Below are 15,595 nucleotides of genomic sequence, written 5' to 3'. Positions count from 1 at the left end.
CCCTGCCACGGGTCCGCACGAACCGGGCCGATGCCCCTCCGGTACCGCTGCCGCTGTCCGGCGCTCAGCCCAGTGGCTTGCGCATCGCCCGGTGGGGGATGCCCGCGTCCGGGAACTCGGGGCCGTAGACCACGTAACCAAGGCGTTCGTAGAACCCCAGGGCGTGGGTCTGTGCGTGCAGGTCGACGGCGGTGAGGCCACGCGCGCGTGCCGCGTCCTCGATCGTCCGCACCAGGGCCGCGCCGACACCGAGTCCGCGCGCGTCGCGGGTCACCGCGAGGCGGCCGAGGGCGCCCACCTCGCTGTCCCCGCCGTTCTTGGCCGCGGCCGCCGCGCCGGTGAGCAGACGGCCCGTGCCCAGCGGAAGGCCGTCGTCGCGGACCGCGAGGACGTGCACCGCGTCGGCGTCGTACGCGTCGTACTCCAGGTCCTCGGGGACCTGCTGCTCGACGACGAAGACTTCCTTGCGGACCCTGAAGCAGGCCTCCAGGTCGTCGGCCTCGACCGCGATCCGGCAGCTGACCCCGACGCTCATTCGCTCTCTGCCCGCACCCGGTCGAGAGCCTGCTGGAGGTCGTCCGGATAGGTGCTCTCGAACTCCACCCACTGCCCGTCGCCGGGGTGCTCGAAGCCGAGCCGCACCGCGTGCAGCCACTGGCGCGTGAGACCGAGCCGCTTGGCGAACGTCGGGTCGGCGCCGTACGTCAGGTCGCCCACGCACGGGTGGCGGTGGGCCGCCATGTGCACGCGGATCTGGTGGGTGCGCCCCGTCTCCAGCTTGATGTCGAGCAGGGAGGCGGCGCGGAACGCCTCGATGAGGTCGTAGTGCGTGACGGAGGGCTTGCCCTCGGCCGTGACCGCCCACTTGTAGTCGTGCTGCGGGTGGCGTCCGATGGGGGCGTCGATCGTGCCGCTCATCGGGTCGGGGTGGCCCTGCACAAGCGCGTTGTAGCGCTTGTCGACCGTGCGTTCCTTGAACTGCCGCTTCAGGGAGGTGTACGCGCGCTCCGACTTGGCGACGGTCATGAGACCGGACGTGCCCACGTCGAGGCGGTGCACGATGCCCTGGCGCTCGGCGGCTCCGGAGGTCGAGATGCGATACCCGGCGGCTGCGAGGCCGCCGATCACCGTGGTGCCCGTCCAGCCGGGGCTCGGGTGCGCGGCCACGCCCACCGGCTTGACGATCACGAGGATGTCGTCGTCGTCATGGATGATCTCCATGCCCTCGACGGGCTCGGCGACGATCTGCACCGGAGCGGGCGCCTGCGGCATCTCCACCTCCAGCCAGGCGCCGCCGTGCACGCGCTCGGACTTGCCGACCACGCTGCCGTCGACCATCACCTTGCCTGCCGCCGCAAGCTCGGCGGCCTTCGTGCGGGAAAAACCGAACATGCGAGAGATGGCGGCGTCGACGCGCTCGCCCTCCAGGCCGTCCGGCACGGGCAGGGTACGGATCTCGGGAATCGTGCTCACCCATTGAGTATGCAGGAGGCCACCGACACTCCCACACCACGAGAGCCCCCACAGGAGGCCCCGCCGCTGCTCAGGCCCTGCTCAGCCCCTGGTCAGTCCTTGTGGACGGTGCCGTCCGGGTCCAGACCGCGGAACGAGAGGATCACGATCAGGAAGCCGCCGCACACGATCGCCGAGTCCGCGAGGTTGAACACCGCGAAGCCCTTCGGCGCGATGAAGTCGACCACCGCTCCCTCGAACACTCCGGGGGCGCGGAAGATCCGGTCGGTGAGGTTCCCCAGGGCGCCGCCGAGCAGCATGCCGAGGGCGATCGCCCACGGCATGCTGTAGAGCTTGCGGGCCAGGCGGGCGATCACCACGATCACGGCCGCAGCGATGCAGGTGAAGATCACGGTGAAGGCCTCGCCGATCCCGAAGGCGGCGCCCGCGTTCCGGATGGCGTTGAACTGGAGCCAGTCGCCGATGATCTCGATCGGCGCGTGGTGCTCGAGCTTCGCGACGACGATCATCTTGCTGACGAGGTCCAGGGCGTACGCAAGCACGGCGACCGCGAACAGGACGAGGATCTTGCGCTTGCCCTTGGGCCGCTGCTCGTCCGGCGCGGACTGCTCGTCCGGCGAGGACTGCTCGCCGGACGATGCCTGCTCGCCTGCCTCGTCCTGCCCAGCCGCCTCAGGGATGTCCGGCGTACCGATGATGCGCTCCGCCTCTGCCACGTGAGTCCCTCAACCTAGGTACCTGACTGGGGACGAGAGTACGGCACACACGTACGGCGGCAGGCGGTCAGGCCCGCCTTCAGTAGCGGCGCTCCTCCTTCTGCTTGCAGTCCATGCACAGGGTCGCGCGCGGGAACGCCTGCATCCGCGCCTTGCCGATGGGATTACCGCAGTTCTCGCAGATGCCGTACGTTCCCGCGTCGAGACGCTCCAGGGCGCGCTCGGTCTGCTCGAGCATCTCGCGCGCGTTGGCGGCCAGCGACATCTCGTGCTCCCGCGTGATGTTCTTCGTGCCGGTGTCCGCGTCGTCGTCGCCCGCGCCGTCCCCGGAGTCACGCATCAGGCCCGCCAGGGCGTCCTCGGAGGTGGAGATCTCGGCTCCGAGCCGCAGCGCCTCGCTCTGGAGCTCCGCACGGGCCTCCGCGACCTCGTCCGGGGTCCAGGGGTCCTCGCCGGGCCTTACGGCCAGCTCACCGGGGTCTGCGGCGGCGATACGCGCCTTGGGCACCGCCGTCGGCTTCTTCGCTGCCGTCGCCGTGCCCGGAGTCTTCTTCGTAACCACTGTCGTGGCTCCCGTCGTCTCCGCGGCCTGAGCCGCACCCTCGGCCGCTGTCGCAGCCGTCTTCTTGGCTGTGCTCTTCTTGGCCGTGCTCTTCTTGGCGGCTGCCTTCTTCGCCGCGGGAGCCTTCTTCGCCGCGGAGGCCTTCTTTGCCGTGGCGGGCTCCTTGGTAGCGCCCTCCTCGGCTGCTGTCTTCTTGCCGGCGTCGGCGACCATCACGACCGCCTTCTTCGCGACGGCTTTCTTGGCGGCCGCCTTCTTCGCCACCGCCTTCTTGGCGGCGGTCTTTTTCGTGGCCGCGCCCGTGGATCTGCCCGACGCCGAATCCTGTACGGCGGTCTTCTTCGCCACCATGGCCGCGGCCCCTTCACATTTTGTGATCTTGCACGCGAATCGTGCTGGGACGATAAATCGACTCAGAGCCCGCGGCAACGGGGCACGCCGCCCGATCCGCCCGCCCCACGGGTGCGCGCGAAAAGCATGCATGCGTTGTGCCCAGCTCCCAGCGCGGTAATCCGCCCGGTACGACGGCTCAGGATCCGGTCACCTCGTGTGTCGCCATTCGGGTCAGTCCCGGCCGTCCCGGCACCACGGGGCACAAGCTCGTTCCGGGGCGGAATCGGCCCCCTCCGCCCCGCCCGGATAAGCAGTCGGCCTCGTCCGCCCCGGCCCCGTACACTGGGCGCAGCGAGAAGCGTGGATGGGGACGAGTAGCGGCGTACGCGGCCATGAGCGACCCGGGGACGGTGTGAGCCCGGGGGCTGGCGCGACGCGAAGATCACCCCGGAGCCGCCGGAAGAACCACCGGCAGTGGGCCCTCAGGCCCGCCGCAGGCCAGTAGACCCGGTATCGCGACCCCAATGAGGGGGCTTTCCGAGCGCCACACGCGTCAGGAAGGCCAAGGAGGGTGGTACCGCGGGAGCGCGCCAAGCGCCTCTCGTCCCTCCGACGGAACGGAATCGTCCGCCGGAGGAAGCGCGTTGAACACGCAGCCGTTGAATACGCAGCCGCAGTACCGCCAGGTGCCCGCCCAGGTCGACCTGCCCGCCCTCGAGCACGCCGTGCTCGACTTCTGGCGCGAGCAGAAGATCTTCGCCAAGAGCCTGGAGCAGTCCGAGGGCCGCCCGGAGTGGGTCTTCTACGAGGGCCCGCCCACCGCCAACGGCATGCCGGGCGCCCACCACATCGAGGCCCGCGTCTTCAAGGACGTCTTCCCGCGCTTCCGCACCATGCGGGGCTACCACGTCGCCCGCAAGGCCGGCTGGGACTGCCACGGCCTCCCGGTCGAGCTCGCGGTCGAGAAGGAACTCGGGTTCAGCGGCAAGAAGGACATCGAGGCGTACGGCATCGCCGAGTTCAACGCCAAGTGCCGCGAGTCCGTGACCCGGCACACCGACGCCTTCACCGACCTCACGAACCGCATGGGCTACTGGGTCGACCTCGACGACGCGTACCGCACCATGAACCCGGAGTACGTCGACTCGGTCTGGTGGTCCCTGAAGGAGATCTTCAACAAGGACCTCCTCGTCCAGGACCACCGCGTCGCCCCCTGGTGCCCGCGCTGCGGCACCGGCCTCTCGGACCACGAGCTGGCTCAGGGCTACGAGACGGTCGTCGACCCGTCCGTCTTCGTCCGCTTCCCGCTCACCGGCGGCCCCCTCGCGGGCGAGGCGGCCCTCCTGGTGTGGACGACCACTCCGTGGACCCTCGTCTCCAACACCGCCGTCGCCGCGCACCCCGACGTCACGTACGTCGTCGCGACGAACGGCGAGGAGAAGCTCGTCGTGGCCGAGCCGCTCGTCGAGAAGGCTCTCGGCGAGGGCTGGGAGACCACGGGGCAGTCCTTCACCGGCGCCGAGATGGAGCGCTGGAACTACCAGCGGCCCTTCGACCTGGTGGAGTTCCCGGCCCCCGCGCACTACGTGGTCAACGCCGACTACGTGACCACCGAGGACGGCACCGGTCTGGTCCACCAGTCCCCCGCCTTCGGTGAGGACGACCTCAAGGTCTGCCGTTCGTACGGCCTCCCGATCGTGAACCCGGTGCGCCCCGACGGCACCTTCGAGGAGGACGTCCCCCTCGTGGGCGGTGTCTTCTTTAAGAAGGCCGACGAAAAGCTGACCGAGGACCTCCAGGAACGCGGTCTGCTCTTCCGTCACATCCCGTACGAGCACAGCTATCCGCACTGCTGGCGCTGCCACACGGCGCTCCTCTACTACGCGCAGCCGTCCTGGTACATCCGCACCACGGCCATCAAGGACCGTCTCCTCGAGGAGAACGAGAAGACCAACTGGTTCCCTGACTCGGTCAAGAACGGCCGCTTCGGCGACTGGCTGCAGAACAACGTCGACTGGGCGCTCTCCCGCAACCGCTACTGGGGCACCCCGCTGCCCATCTGGCGCTGCGAGGAAGGCCACTTGACGTGCGTGGGATCGCGCGCCGAGCTCTCCGACCTGACGGGCACCGACCAGTCGGAGCTCGACCCGCACCGCCCGTACATCGACGCGGTCACCTTCCCCTGCCCGACCTGCCAGGAGACCGCGACGCGCGTCCCCGAGGTCATCGACGCCTGGTACGACTCCGGTTCGATGCCGTTCGCGCAGTGGGGGTACCCGTACAAGAACAAGGAGCTCTTCGAGAGCCGGTACCCGGCGCAGTTCATCTCGGAGGCCATCGACCAGACGCGCGGCTGGTTCTACACGCTGATGGCCGTCGGCACCCTGGTCTTCGACAAGTCGTCGTACGAGAACGTCGTGTGCCTCGGCCACATCCTCGCCGAGGACGGCCGCAAGATGTCCAAGCACCTGGGCAACACCCTGGATCCGATCCCGCTGATGGACCAGCACGGCGCCGACGCGGTGCGCTGGTTCATGGCGGCCGGCGGCTCCCCGTGGGCGGCACGCCGTGTGGGCCACGGCACCATCCAGGAAGTCGTCCGCAAGACGCTCCTGACGTACTGGAACACGGTCGCCTTCCAGGCCCTGTACGCCCGTACGTCGAAGTGGGCACCCAGCGACGCCGACCCGGCACCCTCGGAGCGCCCGCTCCTGGACCGCTGGCTGCTCAGCGAGCTGCACGCGCTGACCGACCAGGTCACGCAGGCCCTTGAGGGCTACGACACCCAGCGCGCGGGCAAGCTCCTGTCCACGTTCGTCGACAACCTCTCCAACTGGTACGTACGCCGCTCACGACGCCGCTTCTGGCAGGGCGACAAGGCAGCGCTTCGCACCCTGCACGAGGTCCTGGAGACGGTCACCCGCCTCATGGCCCCGCTGACGCCGTTCATCGCGGAGCGCGTCTGGCAGGACCTGGTGGTGCCGGTCACCCCGGACGCCCCGGAGTCGGTCCACCTGACGTCCTGGCCCGAGGCCGACCTGTCGGCGATCGACCCTGACCTGTCGCGGCAGATGGTCCTCGTACGTCGTCTGGTGGAGCTGGGCCGTGCCACGCGCGCCGAGTCCGGCGTCAAGACCCGCCAGCCGCTGTCCCGCGCCATGATCGCGGCCACCGGCTTCGAGTCGCTCAACCCGGAGCTGCACGCCCAGATCACCGAGGAGCTCAACGTCTCCTCGCTCGCATCGCTCTCCGAGGTCGGCGGCTCACTGGTCGACACCACCGCCAAGGCCAACTTCCGCGCCCTGGGCAAGCGGTTCGGCAAGGGCGTCCAGGCGGTCGCCAAGGCCGTCGCCGACACCGACGCCGCCGCGCTCTCCCTGGCCCTGCGCGAGGGAACGGCGTCGGTCGAGGTCGACGGGGAGAAGATCACGCTGGCCCCGGATGAGGTCATCATCACGGAGACCCCGCGCGAGGGCTGGTCGGTGGCGTCCGACTCCGGCGCCACGGTCGCCCTCGACCTGGAGATCACGGAGGAGCTGCGCCGGGCCGGTCTGGCCCGTGACGCGATCCGCCTGATCCAGGAGGCCCGCAAGAACAGCGGCCTGGACGTCGCGGACCGGATCGCCCTGCGCTGGACCTCCACGGACCCGGCCGTGATCACGGCCCTGTCCGACCACGCCGAGCTGATCGCGGACGAGGTGCTCGCCACGGACTTCGGACAGGGCGAGGCCGACGACGCGTACGGCGAGACGTTCACGGACGAGTCGCTGTCCCTGACGTTCCGCCTCCGCAAGGCGTAGCCACAGCAGGAAGCCGCGAAGGCCCGGACCCACCAGAGAACCTGGCGAGTCCGGGCCTTCCGCGTTGTGTACTCACCCCGCCCATACAAAAGGGCGGGGCCCCCAGAAGATCTGGGGGCCCCGCCCTGAACGCTGCCGACGCCTAAGGCGTGGAAACGGCCGTCAGTTGTCGTCCTCGTCGATGAGGAAGCCACGCATCGGCGACGGAGCCTGCTGCATGGGCTGCGGGGCCTGCGGCCGCACCGGCGCCATCGGCTGGGTCATCGCCGGGGACATCTGCTGCTGGCCGCCGTAGGACGGTCCCGCGGTGGGCTGGTTGCCGCCCATCGACTGCTGGCCGCCGTACGAAGGGGCGCCCGCGCCGGCCGGTGCCATGGAAGGCGCCGGGGACGGCGGAAGGGATGCGGCCGCCGGGGTCCGCGGAGGAGCCAGCGAGTCGTCGGCCTGGGTCTCCAGCTGACGGAGCTGCGACTCCAGGTAGGACTTCAGACGCGTGCGGTACTCGCGCTCGAAGCCGCGCAGGTCCTCGACCTTGCGCTCGAGCGTGGCGCGAGCGGACTCCAGGGAGCCCATCGCTACGCGGTGCTTCTCCTGCGCGTCCCGCTCCAGGGCGTCGGCCTTGGCACGGGCGTCGCGCTCGAGGCCCTCTGCACGCGAACGCGCCTCGCCGACGATCTTGTTGGCCTCGGAACGGGCCTCCGCGATCGCCTGGTCGGCGGTCTGCTGAGCAAGGGAGAGCACGCGCGCGGCGCTGTCGCCGCCGGGGCCCTGACCGGGCTGGGGCATCTGCGGACCGTGGCCGCCCATGGGACCACCCATGGGGCCGCCCATCGGACCACCCTGGCCCATCGGACCGCCCTGACCCATCGGGCCCGGACCCTGCGGACCACCCTGCTGCGGGTTGTGCCCACTGGGCCCTGCGGGCAGCTGCGGCGCGCCACCGGGCAGCTGCGGCGGACCGCCCATCTGCTGGTGCTGCGGATGCTGCTGCGGGTGCTGCTGCTGCGGCGGCACCGGCTGCGGGCCCGATATTGCGGCGGGCACGGGGGCCCCTGGACCGCGTTGGTCCTGGGGTTCTGGAGGCTTGCGCATGCCGCCCTGCTGCTGGTTCTGCGCAGCGGCGCGGGTGGCAGCGGCCAATTTGGCGCGCAAATCCTCGTTCTCGCGGAGCAAGCGAGTCAGTTCGGCTTCGACCTCATCGAGGAAGGCATCGACCTCGTCCTCGTCATAGCCTTCTCGGAGGCGGACGGTCGTGAACTGCTTGTTCCGCACATCCTCGGGGGTCAACGGCATCTCTTCACCTCAACGTAGTCGTCGGCATTCGGCAAGACCGTATCGTTCACACGCCGCTCACAACCATGATCAGGATGTAGACGATGATCATCAATACGAAGAAGGACAGGTCGAGTGCCACGCCCCCGAGACGCAGCGGCGGGATGAACCGCCGCAGAAGCTTGAGCGGTGGATCAGTGACAGTGTAGGTGGCCTCCAGAACGACCACCATCGGCTTGCCGGGTTGCCATGAGCGGGCGAACTGGAAGACGTAGTCCATGACCAACCGGAAGATCAGCACGATGAGGAAGCACATCAGCGCGATGTAAAGCACCTGCAAGACCACGCCCATGTTGGCGGTTCCCTCTCCCCATGTTGCTCGTGCTGCGTTTGCCGGTTCTGCGTTACTGCGTCACTTACGTCTCAGCTCTGGTTGAAGAACCCGCCCTCTGCGATGCGAGCCTTGTCCTCCGCCGTTACATCGACGTTAGCAGGCGACAACAGGAACACCTTCTGCGTCACTCGCTCAATGCTGCCATGGAGGCCGAAGACGAGACCGGCGGCAAAGTCGACAAGTCGCTTCGCATCCGTGTCATCCATCTCGGTCAGATTCATGATCACCGGAGTGCCCTCACGGAAGTGTTCCCCGATGGTACGGGCCTCGTTGTAGGTCCGCGGGTGCAGCGTGGTGATGCGGTAGGGCTCCCGCTCGGACACGACCTTGGGCATGATCACCGGTGAGTTCTTCTCCAGGCTCTGGCGTTCAGGTGTGATGGATGCCACGGGGGCGATTCGCGCCGGACGTCCGGATTCCGCGCCTAGCGAAGCGGAATGGGCGACGGGCTCACGCTGTGCGGGGGGCTGCACCACTCGTACCGATTCGTCCCTTTCAGACGCGTGCGCCTGACGGGATTGATGTGACTGGTGAGGCGGCTCATGCCGCCGGCGGTCCCGCTCGGGCTCCGGCTCGGGTTCGAACTCGTCATCGGGGTCGAACCCCGGACCGTCGTACCCGTCGTCCTCCACGAGGCCGAGGTAGACCGCCATCTTGCGCATCGCGCCGGCCATGCTCTGAGTCCTCCGCTCTGTGGTGGATCGGCTGTCGTCACCAACTGCCCGCGATCCACGAGGCCTCCCCGCCCAACAGCGAGAATGACCATATTTTCTGCTGTGGTCCGACTTCTTGGCGACGTTACCCGAGCCCGGGTCGGACTCCGAGTACCGCCGTACCGACGCGCACATGTGTCGCCCCGGCCGCCACGGCCTGTTCGAGGTCCGCACTCATCCCTGCCGATACCATGTTCGCAGCCGGATGAGCCGCGCGCATGAGGGTTGAGAATTCCATCAGCCGCTCGAACGCCGCCTGTTGCCGCCCCGCGTACGGACCGGTGAGCGGCGCCACGGTCATCAGACCGTCGAGCCGCAGCCCCGGAGCCTCCGCCACGAGTGCGGCGAGCTCTTCGATTCCGCCGGGTCCCACACCCCCGCGCTCACCCCGCCCGTTCTCCTCGGCGTCGAGGGCGACCTGGATCAGACAGCCGAGCTCCCGCTCCGCGCGCACGGCGCCCGCCGACAGGGCCGTGACGAGCTTGGGACGGTCCACGGACTGGACCACATCGGCATAACTGATCACAGAACGGACCTTGTTGGTCTGCAATTGACCGACAAAGTGCCAGGCAAGGGGAAGGCCGGAGCAGTCGGCGGCCTTGGGGGCCGCGTCCTGGTCGCGGTTCTCGGCGACATGGCGCACACCGAGTTCCGAGAGAATCCGCACATCGCTCGCGGGATAGGTCTTGGTGACCACGATCAAGGTCACCTCTTCCCGCTTGCGCCCGGCCGCCGCACACGCGGCCGCGATGCGCTCTTCGACCTCCGCCAGATTTGCGGCGAGTTGAGACTTACGGTCCGTCATGCCCTATCAGTCCAGCCAGACATAGCCCGCGAGCCGACCGGTGGTCCGGTCGCGGCGGTACGAGAAGTGGTCACCGGATTCCAGGGTGCACACCGGCGACTGCTCCCGGTCGTGCGCCCCGAGCCGCTCCAGCTGGGCGTGCACCCCCGCGGTCACGTCGACCGCCGGAGTACCCCAGCTCGTCTCGGCGTACGCCGCGGGCTCGATCGCCGCCACCTCGGCGCGCATCGCCTCGGGTACTTCGTAGCAGCGGCCGCAGACGGCGGGTCCGGTGCGGGCGATGATGCGGGCCGGGTCCGCGCCCAGCTTCACCATCGCCTCGACGGCGGCGGGAACGACCCCCGCCACCATCCCGGGCCGCCCCGCGTGAGCCGCAGCCGCGACCTTGGCGACCGGGTCGGCGAGCAGGACGGGCGTGCAGTCCGCGGTGAGGACCGCGAGGGCCAGGCCCCTGCGGGCGGTCACCACGGCGTCGACCGCCGGGATCTCGGCGTCGGAGCCCCAGGGTCCGTCGACCACGACGACGTCGGGGCCGTGGACCTGGTTCATCCAGACGACCCGCGCCGGGTCGATGCCGAGGGACTCGGCGGCAAGCGCACGGTTCTTCCGTACGGCCTGGGGGTCGTCGCCGACCGCACCGCCGAGATTGAGCTCTTCGTACGGAACGGCGCTCACCCCGCCCCACCTGTCGGTGAAGGCGAAGTGCGCGCCGCTCTCCGTGCTGTGCCGGTTTATCACTTCAGGAAGTCCGGCACGTCCAGCTCTTCGGCCGTGCTGTCCTGGTAGGGACGGGCCGGCGGAACCTGCGGGGCCACGGGCGCCGACGGGGTTTCGTTGACCGGGGAGACCTCGATGGGCTCCGGGGTCGACGGCTCGTCGTGCGACGTGACGCTGCCCAGACCGCCGTACGGCGAACGGGACTCGGCAGGACGGCTCGGGGCCGCCGGCTGCTCGTCACGCTGCTTGCCCGACGACGCGCTCAGGACGGTGTCGCGCTTGGACGGCGGCTGTCCGCCGTCGAAGCCCGCCGCGATGACGGTGACCCGTACCTCGTCGCCCAGGGCGTCGTCGATGACGGCGCCGAAGATGATGTTGGCCTCGGGATGGGCCGCCTCGCTGACCAGTTGGGCCGCTTCGTTGATCTCGAAGAGGCCGAGGTCGGAGCCGCCGGAGATGGAGAGCAGGACTCCCCGCGCTCCGTCGATGGACGCCTCGAGCAGGGGCGAGGAGATCGCCATCTCGGCGGCGGCCACCGCGCGGTCGTCGCCGCGCGCCGAACCGATGCCCATGAGGGCCGAACCGGCCTCGGACATGACCGACTTCACGTCGGCGAAGTCGAGGTTGATCAGACCCGGGGTCGTGATGAGGTCGGTGATGCCCTGGACACCGGAGAGCAGGACCTGGTCCGCCGACTTGAAGGCGTCCAGAACGCTGACCTGCCGGTCCGAGATGGACAGGAGCCGGTCGTTGGGGATGACGATGAGGGTGTCGACCTCTTCGCGCAGCTCCGCGATCCCGTCCTCGGCCTGGTTGGCGCGACGACGGCCCTCGAAGGTGAACGGCCGGGTGACGACGCCGATGGTCAGGGCGCCGAGTGAGCGAGCGATGTTGGCGACGACAGGTGCGCCGCCCGTGCCGGTGCCACCGCCTTCGCCGGCGGTGACGAAGACCATGTCGGCCCCCTTGAGGACCTCCTCGATCTCCTCGCGGTGGTCTTCTGCCGCCTTGCGGCCGACTGCCGGGTTGGCGCCGGCGCCGAGGCCACGGGTGAGTTCACGGCCGACGTCGAGCTTGACGTCGGCGTCGCTCATCAACAGGGCTTGCGCGTCGGTGTTGATGGCGATGAACTCGACGCCCTTGAGACCGACCTCGATCATCCGGTTGATGGCATTGACACCACCGCCGCCGACACCGATGACTTTGATGACTGCGAGGTAGTTCTGCGGTGCTGCCACGTCGAAGGCCTCTCGCCTCGAGTTACGTGTCGCCGCCTCGCGGTCAAGCGCCGCGACGACTGATGCCGAATGGGACGGTCCGAACGCCGACCCGAACCCTAACGCTGAAGTTTAGGGTTACCAGTGTGTCTGTTCCTTGGACTCTTCCGAACAGGACACTAAGTCGACAAGTGGCGCACGTTCAACGAACACGCCGAACCTCCCGTTTTTCTTTTCACCCTATGTGATCAGCCGTAGCGCCGCCGAACCAGGGTGCTGGCCTGCGACGATATGCGTCAACTCGTGGATGACGCAGGGGCGGTGGGGACACTTACGTCGAAGTGCCGTGCCTTGGGGGCCGCTTTCATCAGGGCGGTGAGTGTGCTTGCCTTCGTCCGCCCCTTCTCGCTGCTGCCCCACGCTACGGTGCGTCCGCCGCTCAACTCCAGCGAGATCGAGTCGTACGAACGGACCTTGACGACCCGGGTATCGCGGGCGACCGCATCCGGAAGCGAACCCGCGACCCGTACCGACTCGCGCCGCAGGTGGTGGGAGTCGAAACGGCGCAGGCTCTCCGACGCGTTCTGCCGATCCGGCGTCAATTCCAGGAGCGGAACGCCCTTCGGCGCCTGTCCGACCGTGGCGAATCGCACGCCCCCGGCGTCCACTTCGACGAACTTTCCGCCCTTTTCGATAAGGAGAACAGGCTTGCGTTCGGTCACCTTCAGACCGATTCCATGTGGCCAGGAACGGACGACGTCGACCGTGTCGATACGCGGAAGTTTCTTCCGCAGCCGCTCTTCGAGAGCGTCGGTGTCGACCGAAATCAGTGGCGCGCCGACCGGGGCGGCGGCGGCTTCGCGCACTTCTTCCGGCGTCAGAATCCGTGTCCCTGAAGTCGTCACGCGCTCCACGCGCAGCCACTGCGAGCCGTAGAGCAGCCAGATGCCTCCCGCGCCGAGCACCACGAGTGCGATCAGCGAGAGGATCAGGGTGCGCGTCCGCGGGATACGTACGCGGGAACCCAGAAAACGCAGAGGGCGGGGCGGGCGGGACCCACCAGAAGCAGACTTCTGCCGTTCGGCGGTGGTCGGTCCGGCCACGGTCCCCTGCCTTCTGTGCCTTCTAGTGCCGTCTCACCCGTTGCGGCGGGACGCGATCGCCTCGTACACCATGCCGACGAGGAGGTCGTCGGCATCCCTGCGGCCGAACTCCGACGCCGCACGGGACATCTCGTACAGCCGGTGCGGGTCGGCGAGCACCGGGAGGACGTTTCCCTGCACCCACTCGGGCGTCAGTTCGGCGTCGTCCACGAGGAGTCCGCCTCCCGCCTTGACCACCGGCTGGGCGTTCAGCCGCTGTTCGCCGTTGCCGATGGGCAGCGGTACGTAGGCGGCCGGAAGCCCGACGGCGGAGAGTTCGGCGACGGTCATCGCGCCCGCGCGGCAGAGCATCATGTCCGCCGCGGCGTACGCGAGGTCCATCCGGTCCACGTACGGTACCGGGATGTAGGGCGGCATACCGGGCATGTTCTCGACGTACGGCATTTCGTTCTTCGGGCCGACCGCGTGCAGGATCTGGATCCCCGCGCGCTGCAGGACCGGAGCGACCTGCTGGACGACCTCGTTGAGCCGCCGGGCGCCCTGTGAACCACCGGAGACGAGCAGCGTCGGCAGGTTCGGGTCGAGGCCGAAGGCGGCGCGCGCCTCCGGGCGGACCCGGGCCCTGTCGAGCGTGGCGATGGTGTGGCGCAGCGGGATGCCGATGTAGCGGGAGTTGCGCAGCTTGCTGTCCGGCGTGGCGACGGCCACCCCGGCGGCGTACCGGGAACCGATCTTGTTGGCGAGGCCGGGACGCGCGTTGGCCTCGTGCACGACGATCGGCGTCCCGGTCCGCTTGGCAGCGAGGTACCCCGGCAGCGCGACGTAGCCGCCGAAGCCGACCACGCAGTCCGCCTTCGTACGCTCCAGGATCTGCTCCGCCGCCTTGATCGTGCCGCGCAGCCGCCCCGGGACGGTGATCAGCTCAGGGGTGGGCTTGCGCGGCAGCGGAACGGCCGGGATCAGCGCGAGTTCGTAGCCCCGCTCGGGTACGAGCCGGGTCTCGAGTCCACGCTCCGTGCCCAGGGCCGTGATGCCCACGGTCGGGTCCTGCCTACGCAGGGCGTCCGCGAGGGCGAGCGCGGGCTCGATGTGGCCGGCGGTCCCCCCACCGGCGAGTACGACATGCACCGAAATTCACCGCTCTCCGGACGAACGCGCCTTGACGCGCCGTCTCATCGTGTTCCATCTCACCCGAGGTTGCCGCATGGCAAGGGCCGCCTTTGCCGCCGGGTCCTCCCGCGCGAAGGCGATGAGGAGTCCGATGGCGAACATGGTCGGCAGCAGGGCTGAGCCTCCGTAGGAGAACAGCGGGAGCGGGACTCCGGCGATCGGCAGCAGACCGAGCACCGCACCGACATTGATCACGGCCTGCGCCGTGATCCAGGTGGTCACGCCTCCCGCGGCATACCGTACGAAGGGGTCCTCCGTGCGTCCGGCCACGCGGATACCCGCATAGCCTAGAGCCGCGAACAGAGCGAGCACCGACAGCGTCCCCGCCAGGCCGAGTTCCTCCCCTGTGATCGCGAAGATGAAGTCGGTGTGCGGTTCCGGCAGTTGACCCCATTTTTCCACACTCGCACCGAGGCCGGAACCGAAGAATCCGCCGGAGGCCAGGGCGTAGATCCCGTGCACGGCCTGCCAGCACTGGTCACCGGGGCCCGGATCGGTGGCACCGATGCAGGCGAGCCTCGCCATGCGGTTGGGGCTGGTTTTGATGAGGATCACACCGAGCAGCGCGGCGATCGAGAGCACGCCCGCGAAGAGCCGCGTCGGCGCCCCCGCGAGCCAGAGCAGGCCGAAAAGGATCGCCGTGAGGATGATCGCCGTGCCCATGTCGCCGCCCAGCATGATCAGTCCGAGCAGCATGAAGGCGACGGGGACGAGCGGCACCAGCATGTGCTTCCACTGGGCGAGCAGGCGCTTGTCCTGTTTACGGGCGAGCAGGTCCGCGCCCCACAGGACGAGGGCGAGCTTGGCGAACTCACTGGGCTGGAGCTGGAACGGGCCGCCCAGATAGATCCAGTTCTGGTTTCCGTTGACGCTGCGCCCTATCCCGGGGACCTGCACGAGCACCATCAGGAAGACGGTCACCGCGAGGATGGGATAGGCGAGCGCCCGGTGCAGCTTGAGGGGCATCCGCATGGCCACGAGCAGCAGGATCGAGCCGAGCACGGCCGCGACGAACTGCTTGCGGAAGAAGTACGCGGCGGGCAGGTCGAGCTGCAGCGCCTGGATCATCGACGCCGAATAGACCATGACCAGGCCGAGCACGGTGATCAGCAGGCTGCTGCCGAAGATGAGGTAGTACGCCGTAAGGGGCCGGTCCCAGGCGCGCTTGACCCGGGTGTAGGACCGCCGCAGCGCGCTCTCCCTGGGCGGCCGTGGCGCTCCCGCGGAACGGACCGGAGCGGGCCGTCTGGCCAGGCGCGTGGGCGCGCGTCCGCTACTGCCTGCCATCAAAGCCCCCGCCAAGACACCACGACGCTGCCA

The 15,595-nt window shown here is 69.0% G+C and carries 14 protein-coding genes; 1 reads left to right on the top strand and 13 read right to left on the bottom strand.

What is annotated here, in order from left to right; genetic code table 11:
• Positions 1 to 64: 64 nt before the first annotated feature.
• The 4 genes from ACWFRJ_RS24700 to ACWFRJ_RS24685 form a co-directional block, all read right to left on the bottom strand.
• A complete protein-coding gene (locus tag ACWFRJ_RS24700; protein WP_453534829.1) occupies positions 65 to 535 on the bottom strand; it encodes a GNAT family N-acetyltransferase in 471 nt (156 codons plus the stop codon).
• On the bottom strand, positions 532 to 1,473 hold the full coding sequence (locus tag ACWFRJ_RS24695; RefSeq protein ID WP_453534826.1) for an RluA family pseudouridine synthase: 942 nt from the start codon (positions 1,471 to 1,473) through the stop codon (positions 532 to 534). The genes ACWFRJ_RS24700 and ACWFRJ_RS24695 overlap by 4 nt, the downstream gene beginning before the upstream one ends.
• A 92-nt stretch (positions 1,474 to 1,565) precedes the next feature.
• Positions 1,566 to 2,189: a signal peptidase II gene (gene lspA / locus ACWFRJ_RS24690; protein ID WP_453534823.1), complete on the bottom strand. Its 624-nt coding sequence runs from the start codon at positions 2,187 to 2,189 to the stop codon at positions 1,566 to 1,568.
• Positions 2,190 to 2,268: 79 nt separating this feature from the next.
• The gene (locus ACWFRJ_RS24685; RefSeq protein WP_453534820.1) at positions 2,269 to 3,102 is read right to left on the bottom strand and encodes a TraR/DksA family transcriptional regulator; all 834 of its coding nucleotides are present in this window, start codon (positions 3,100 to 3,102) and stop codon (positions 2,269 to 2,271) included.
• A gap of 641 nt (positions 3,103 to 3,743) precedes the next feature.
• Here ACWFRJ_RS24685 and ileS point away from each other — a divergent pair.
• Positions 3,744 to 6,884 carry an isoleucine--tRNA ligase gene (gene ileS / locus ACWFRJ_RS24680; protein ID WP_453535705.1) on the top strand — a complete coding sequence of 1,047 codons (3,141 nt, stop codon included), beginning with the start codon at positions 3,744 to 3,746 and terminating at the stop codon, positions 6,882 to 6,884.
• A 162-nt stretch (positions 6,885 to 7,046) separates the two neighbouring features.
• On the opposite strand, the gene ACWFRJ_RS24675 is transcribed toward ileS, so the two are convergent.
• The 9 genes from ACWFRJ_RS24675 to ftsW all read right to left on the bottom strand — a co-directional run bounded on the left by ACWFRJ_RS24675 (position 7,047) and on the right by ftsW (position 15,562).
• Complete coding sequence (locus ACWFRJ_RS24675; protein ID WP_453534817.1) at positions 7,047 to 8,177, bottom strand: DivIVA domain-containing protein; 1,131 nt, start codon at positions 8,175 to 8,177, stop codon at positions 7,047 to 7,049.
• 46 nt (positions 8,178 to 8,223) lie between these two features.
• On the bottom strand, positions 8,224 to 8,508 hold the full coding sequence (locus tag ACWFRJ_RS24670; protein ID WP_383280007.1) for a YggT family protein: 285 nt from the start codon (positions 8,506 to 8,508) through the stop codon (positions 8,224 to 8,226).
• A gap of 71 nt (positions 8,509 to 8,579) precedes the next feature.
• Complete coding sequence (locus ACWFRJ_RS24665) at positions 8,580 to 9,224, bottom strand: cell division protein SepF (RefSeq protein ID WP_453534814.1); 645 nt, start codon at positions 9,222 to 9,224, stop codon at positions 8,580 to 8,582.
• A 124-nt stretch (positions 9,225 to 9,348) separates the two neighbouring features.
• Positions 9,349 to 10,068, bottom strand: a complete 720-nt coding sequence (locus ACWFRJ_RS24660) for a YggS family pyridoxal phosphate-dependent enzyme (protein WP_453534811.1) — start codon at positions 10,066 to 10,068, stop codon at positions 9,349 to 9,351.
• 6 nt (positions 10,069 to 10,074) lie between these two features.
• The gene (gene pgeF, locus ACWFRJ_RS24655; protein WP_453534808.1) at positions 10,075 to 10,806 is read right to left on the bottom strand and encodes a peptidoglycan editing factor PgeF; all 732 of its coding nucleotides are present in this window, start codon (positions 10,804 to 10,806) and stop codon (positions 10,075 to 10,077) included.
• Complete coding sequence (gene ftsZ / locus ACWFRJ_RS24650; protein ID WP_453534805.1) at positions 10,803 to 12,023, bottom strand: cell division protein FtsZ; 1,221 nt, start codon at positions 12,021 to 12,023, stop codon at positions 10,803 to 10,805. The genes pgeF and ftsZ overlap by 4 nt, the downstream gene beginning before the upstream one ends.
• Positions 12,024 to 12,298: 275 nt before the next feature.
• Positions 12,299 to 13,105, bottom strand: a complete 807-nt coding sequence (locus ACWFRJ_RS24645) for a cell division protein FtsQ/DivIB (RefSeq protein WP_453534802.1) — start codon at positions 13,103 to 13,105, stop codon at positions 12,299 to 12,301.
• Between the two features lie 33 nt (positions 13,106 to 13,138).
• Entirely contained in the window at positions 13,139 to 14,233 is a 1,095-nt protein-coding gene (gene murG, locus ACWFRJ_RS24640) for an undecaprenyldiphospho-muramoylpentapeptide beta-N-acetylglucosaminyltransferase (RefSeq protein ID WP_361188817.1), read from the bottom strand.
• A gap of 6 nt (positions 14,234 to 14,239) precedes the next feature.
• Positions 14,240 to 15,562 carry a putative lipid II flippase FtsW gene (gene ftsW, locus ACWFRJ_RS24635; protein WP_453534798.1) on the bottom strand — a complete coding sequence of 441 codons (1,323 nt, stop codon included), beginning with the start codon at positions 15,560 to 15,562 and terminating at the stop codon, positions 14,240 to 14,242.
• Between the last annotated feature and the right edge of the window lie 33 nt (positions 15,563 to 15,595).

This window comes from Streptomyces sp. NPDC055239 (genome assembly GCF_053606205.1).
This window is presented reverse-complemented; position numbering and strand designations above follow the sequence as displayed.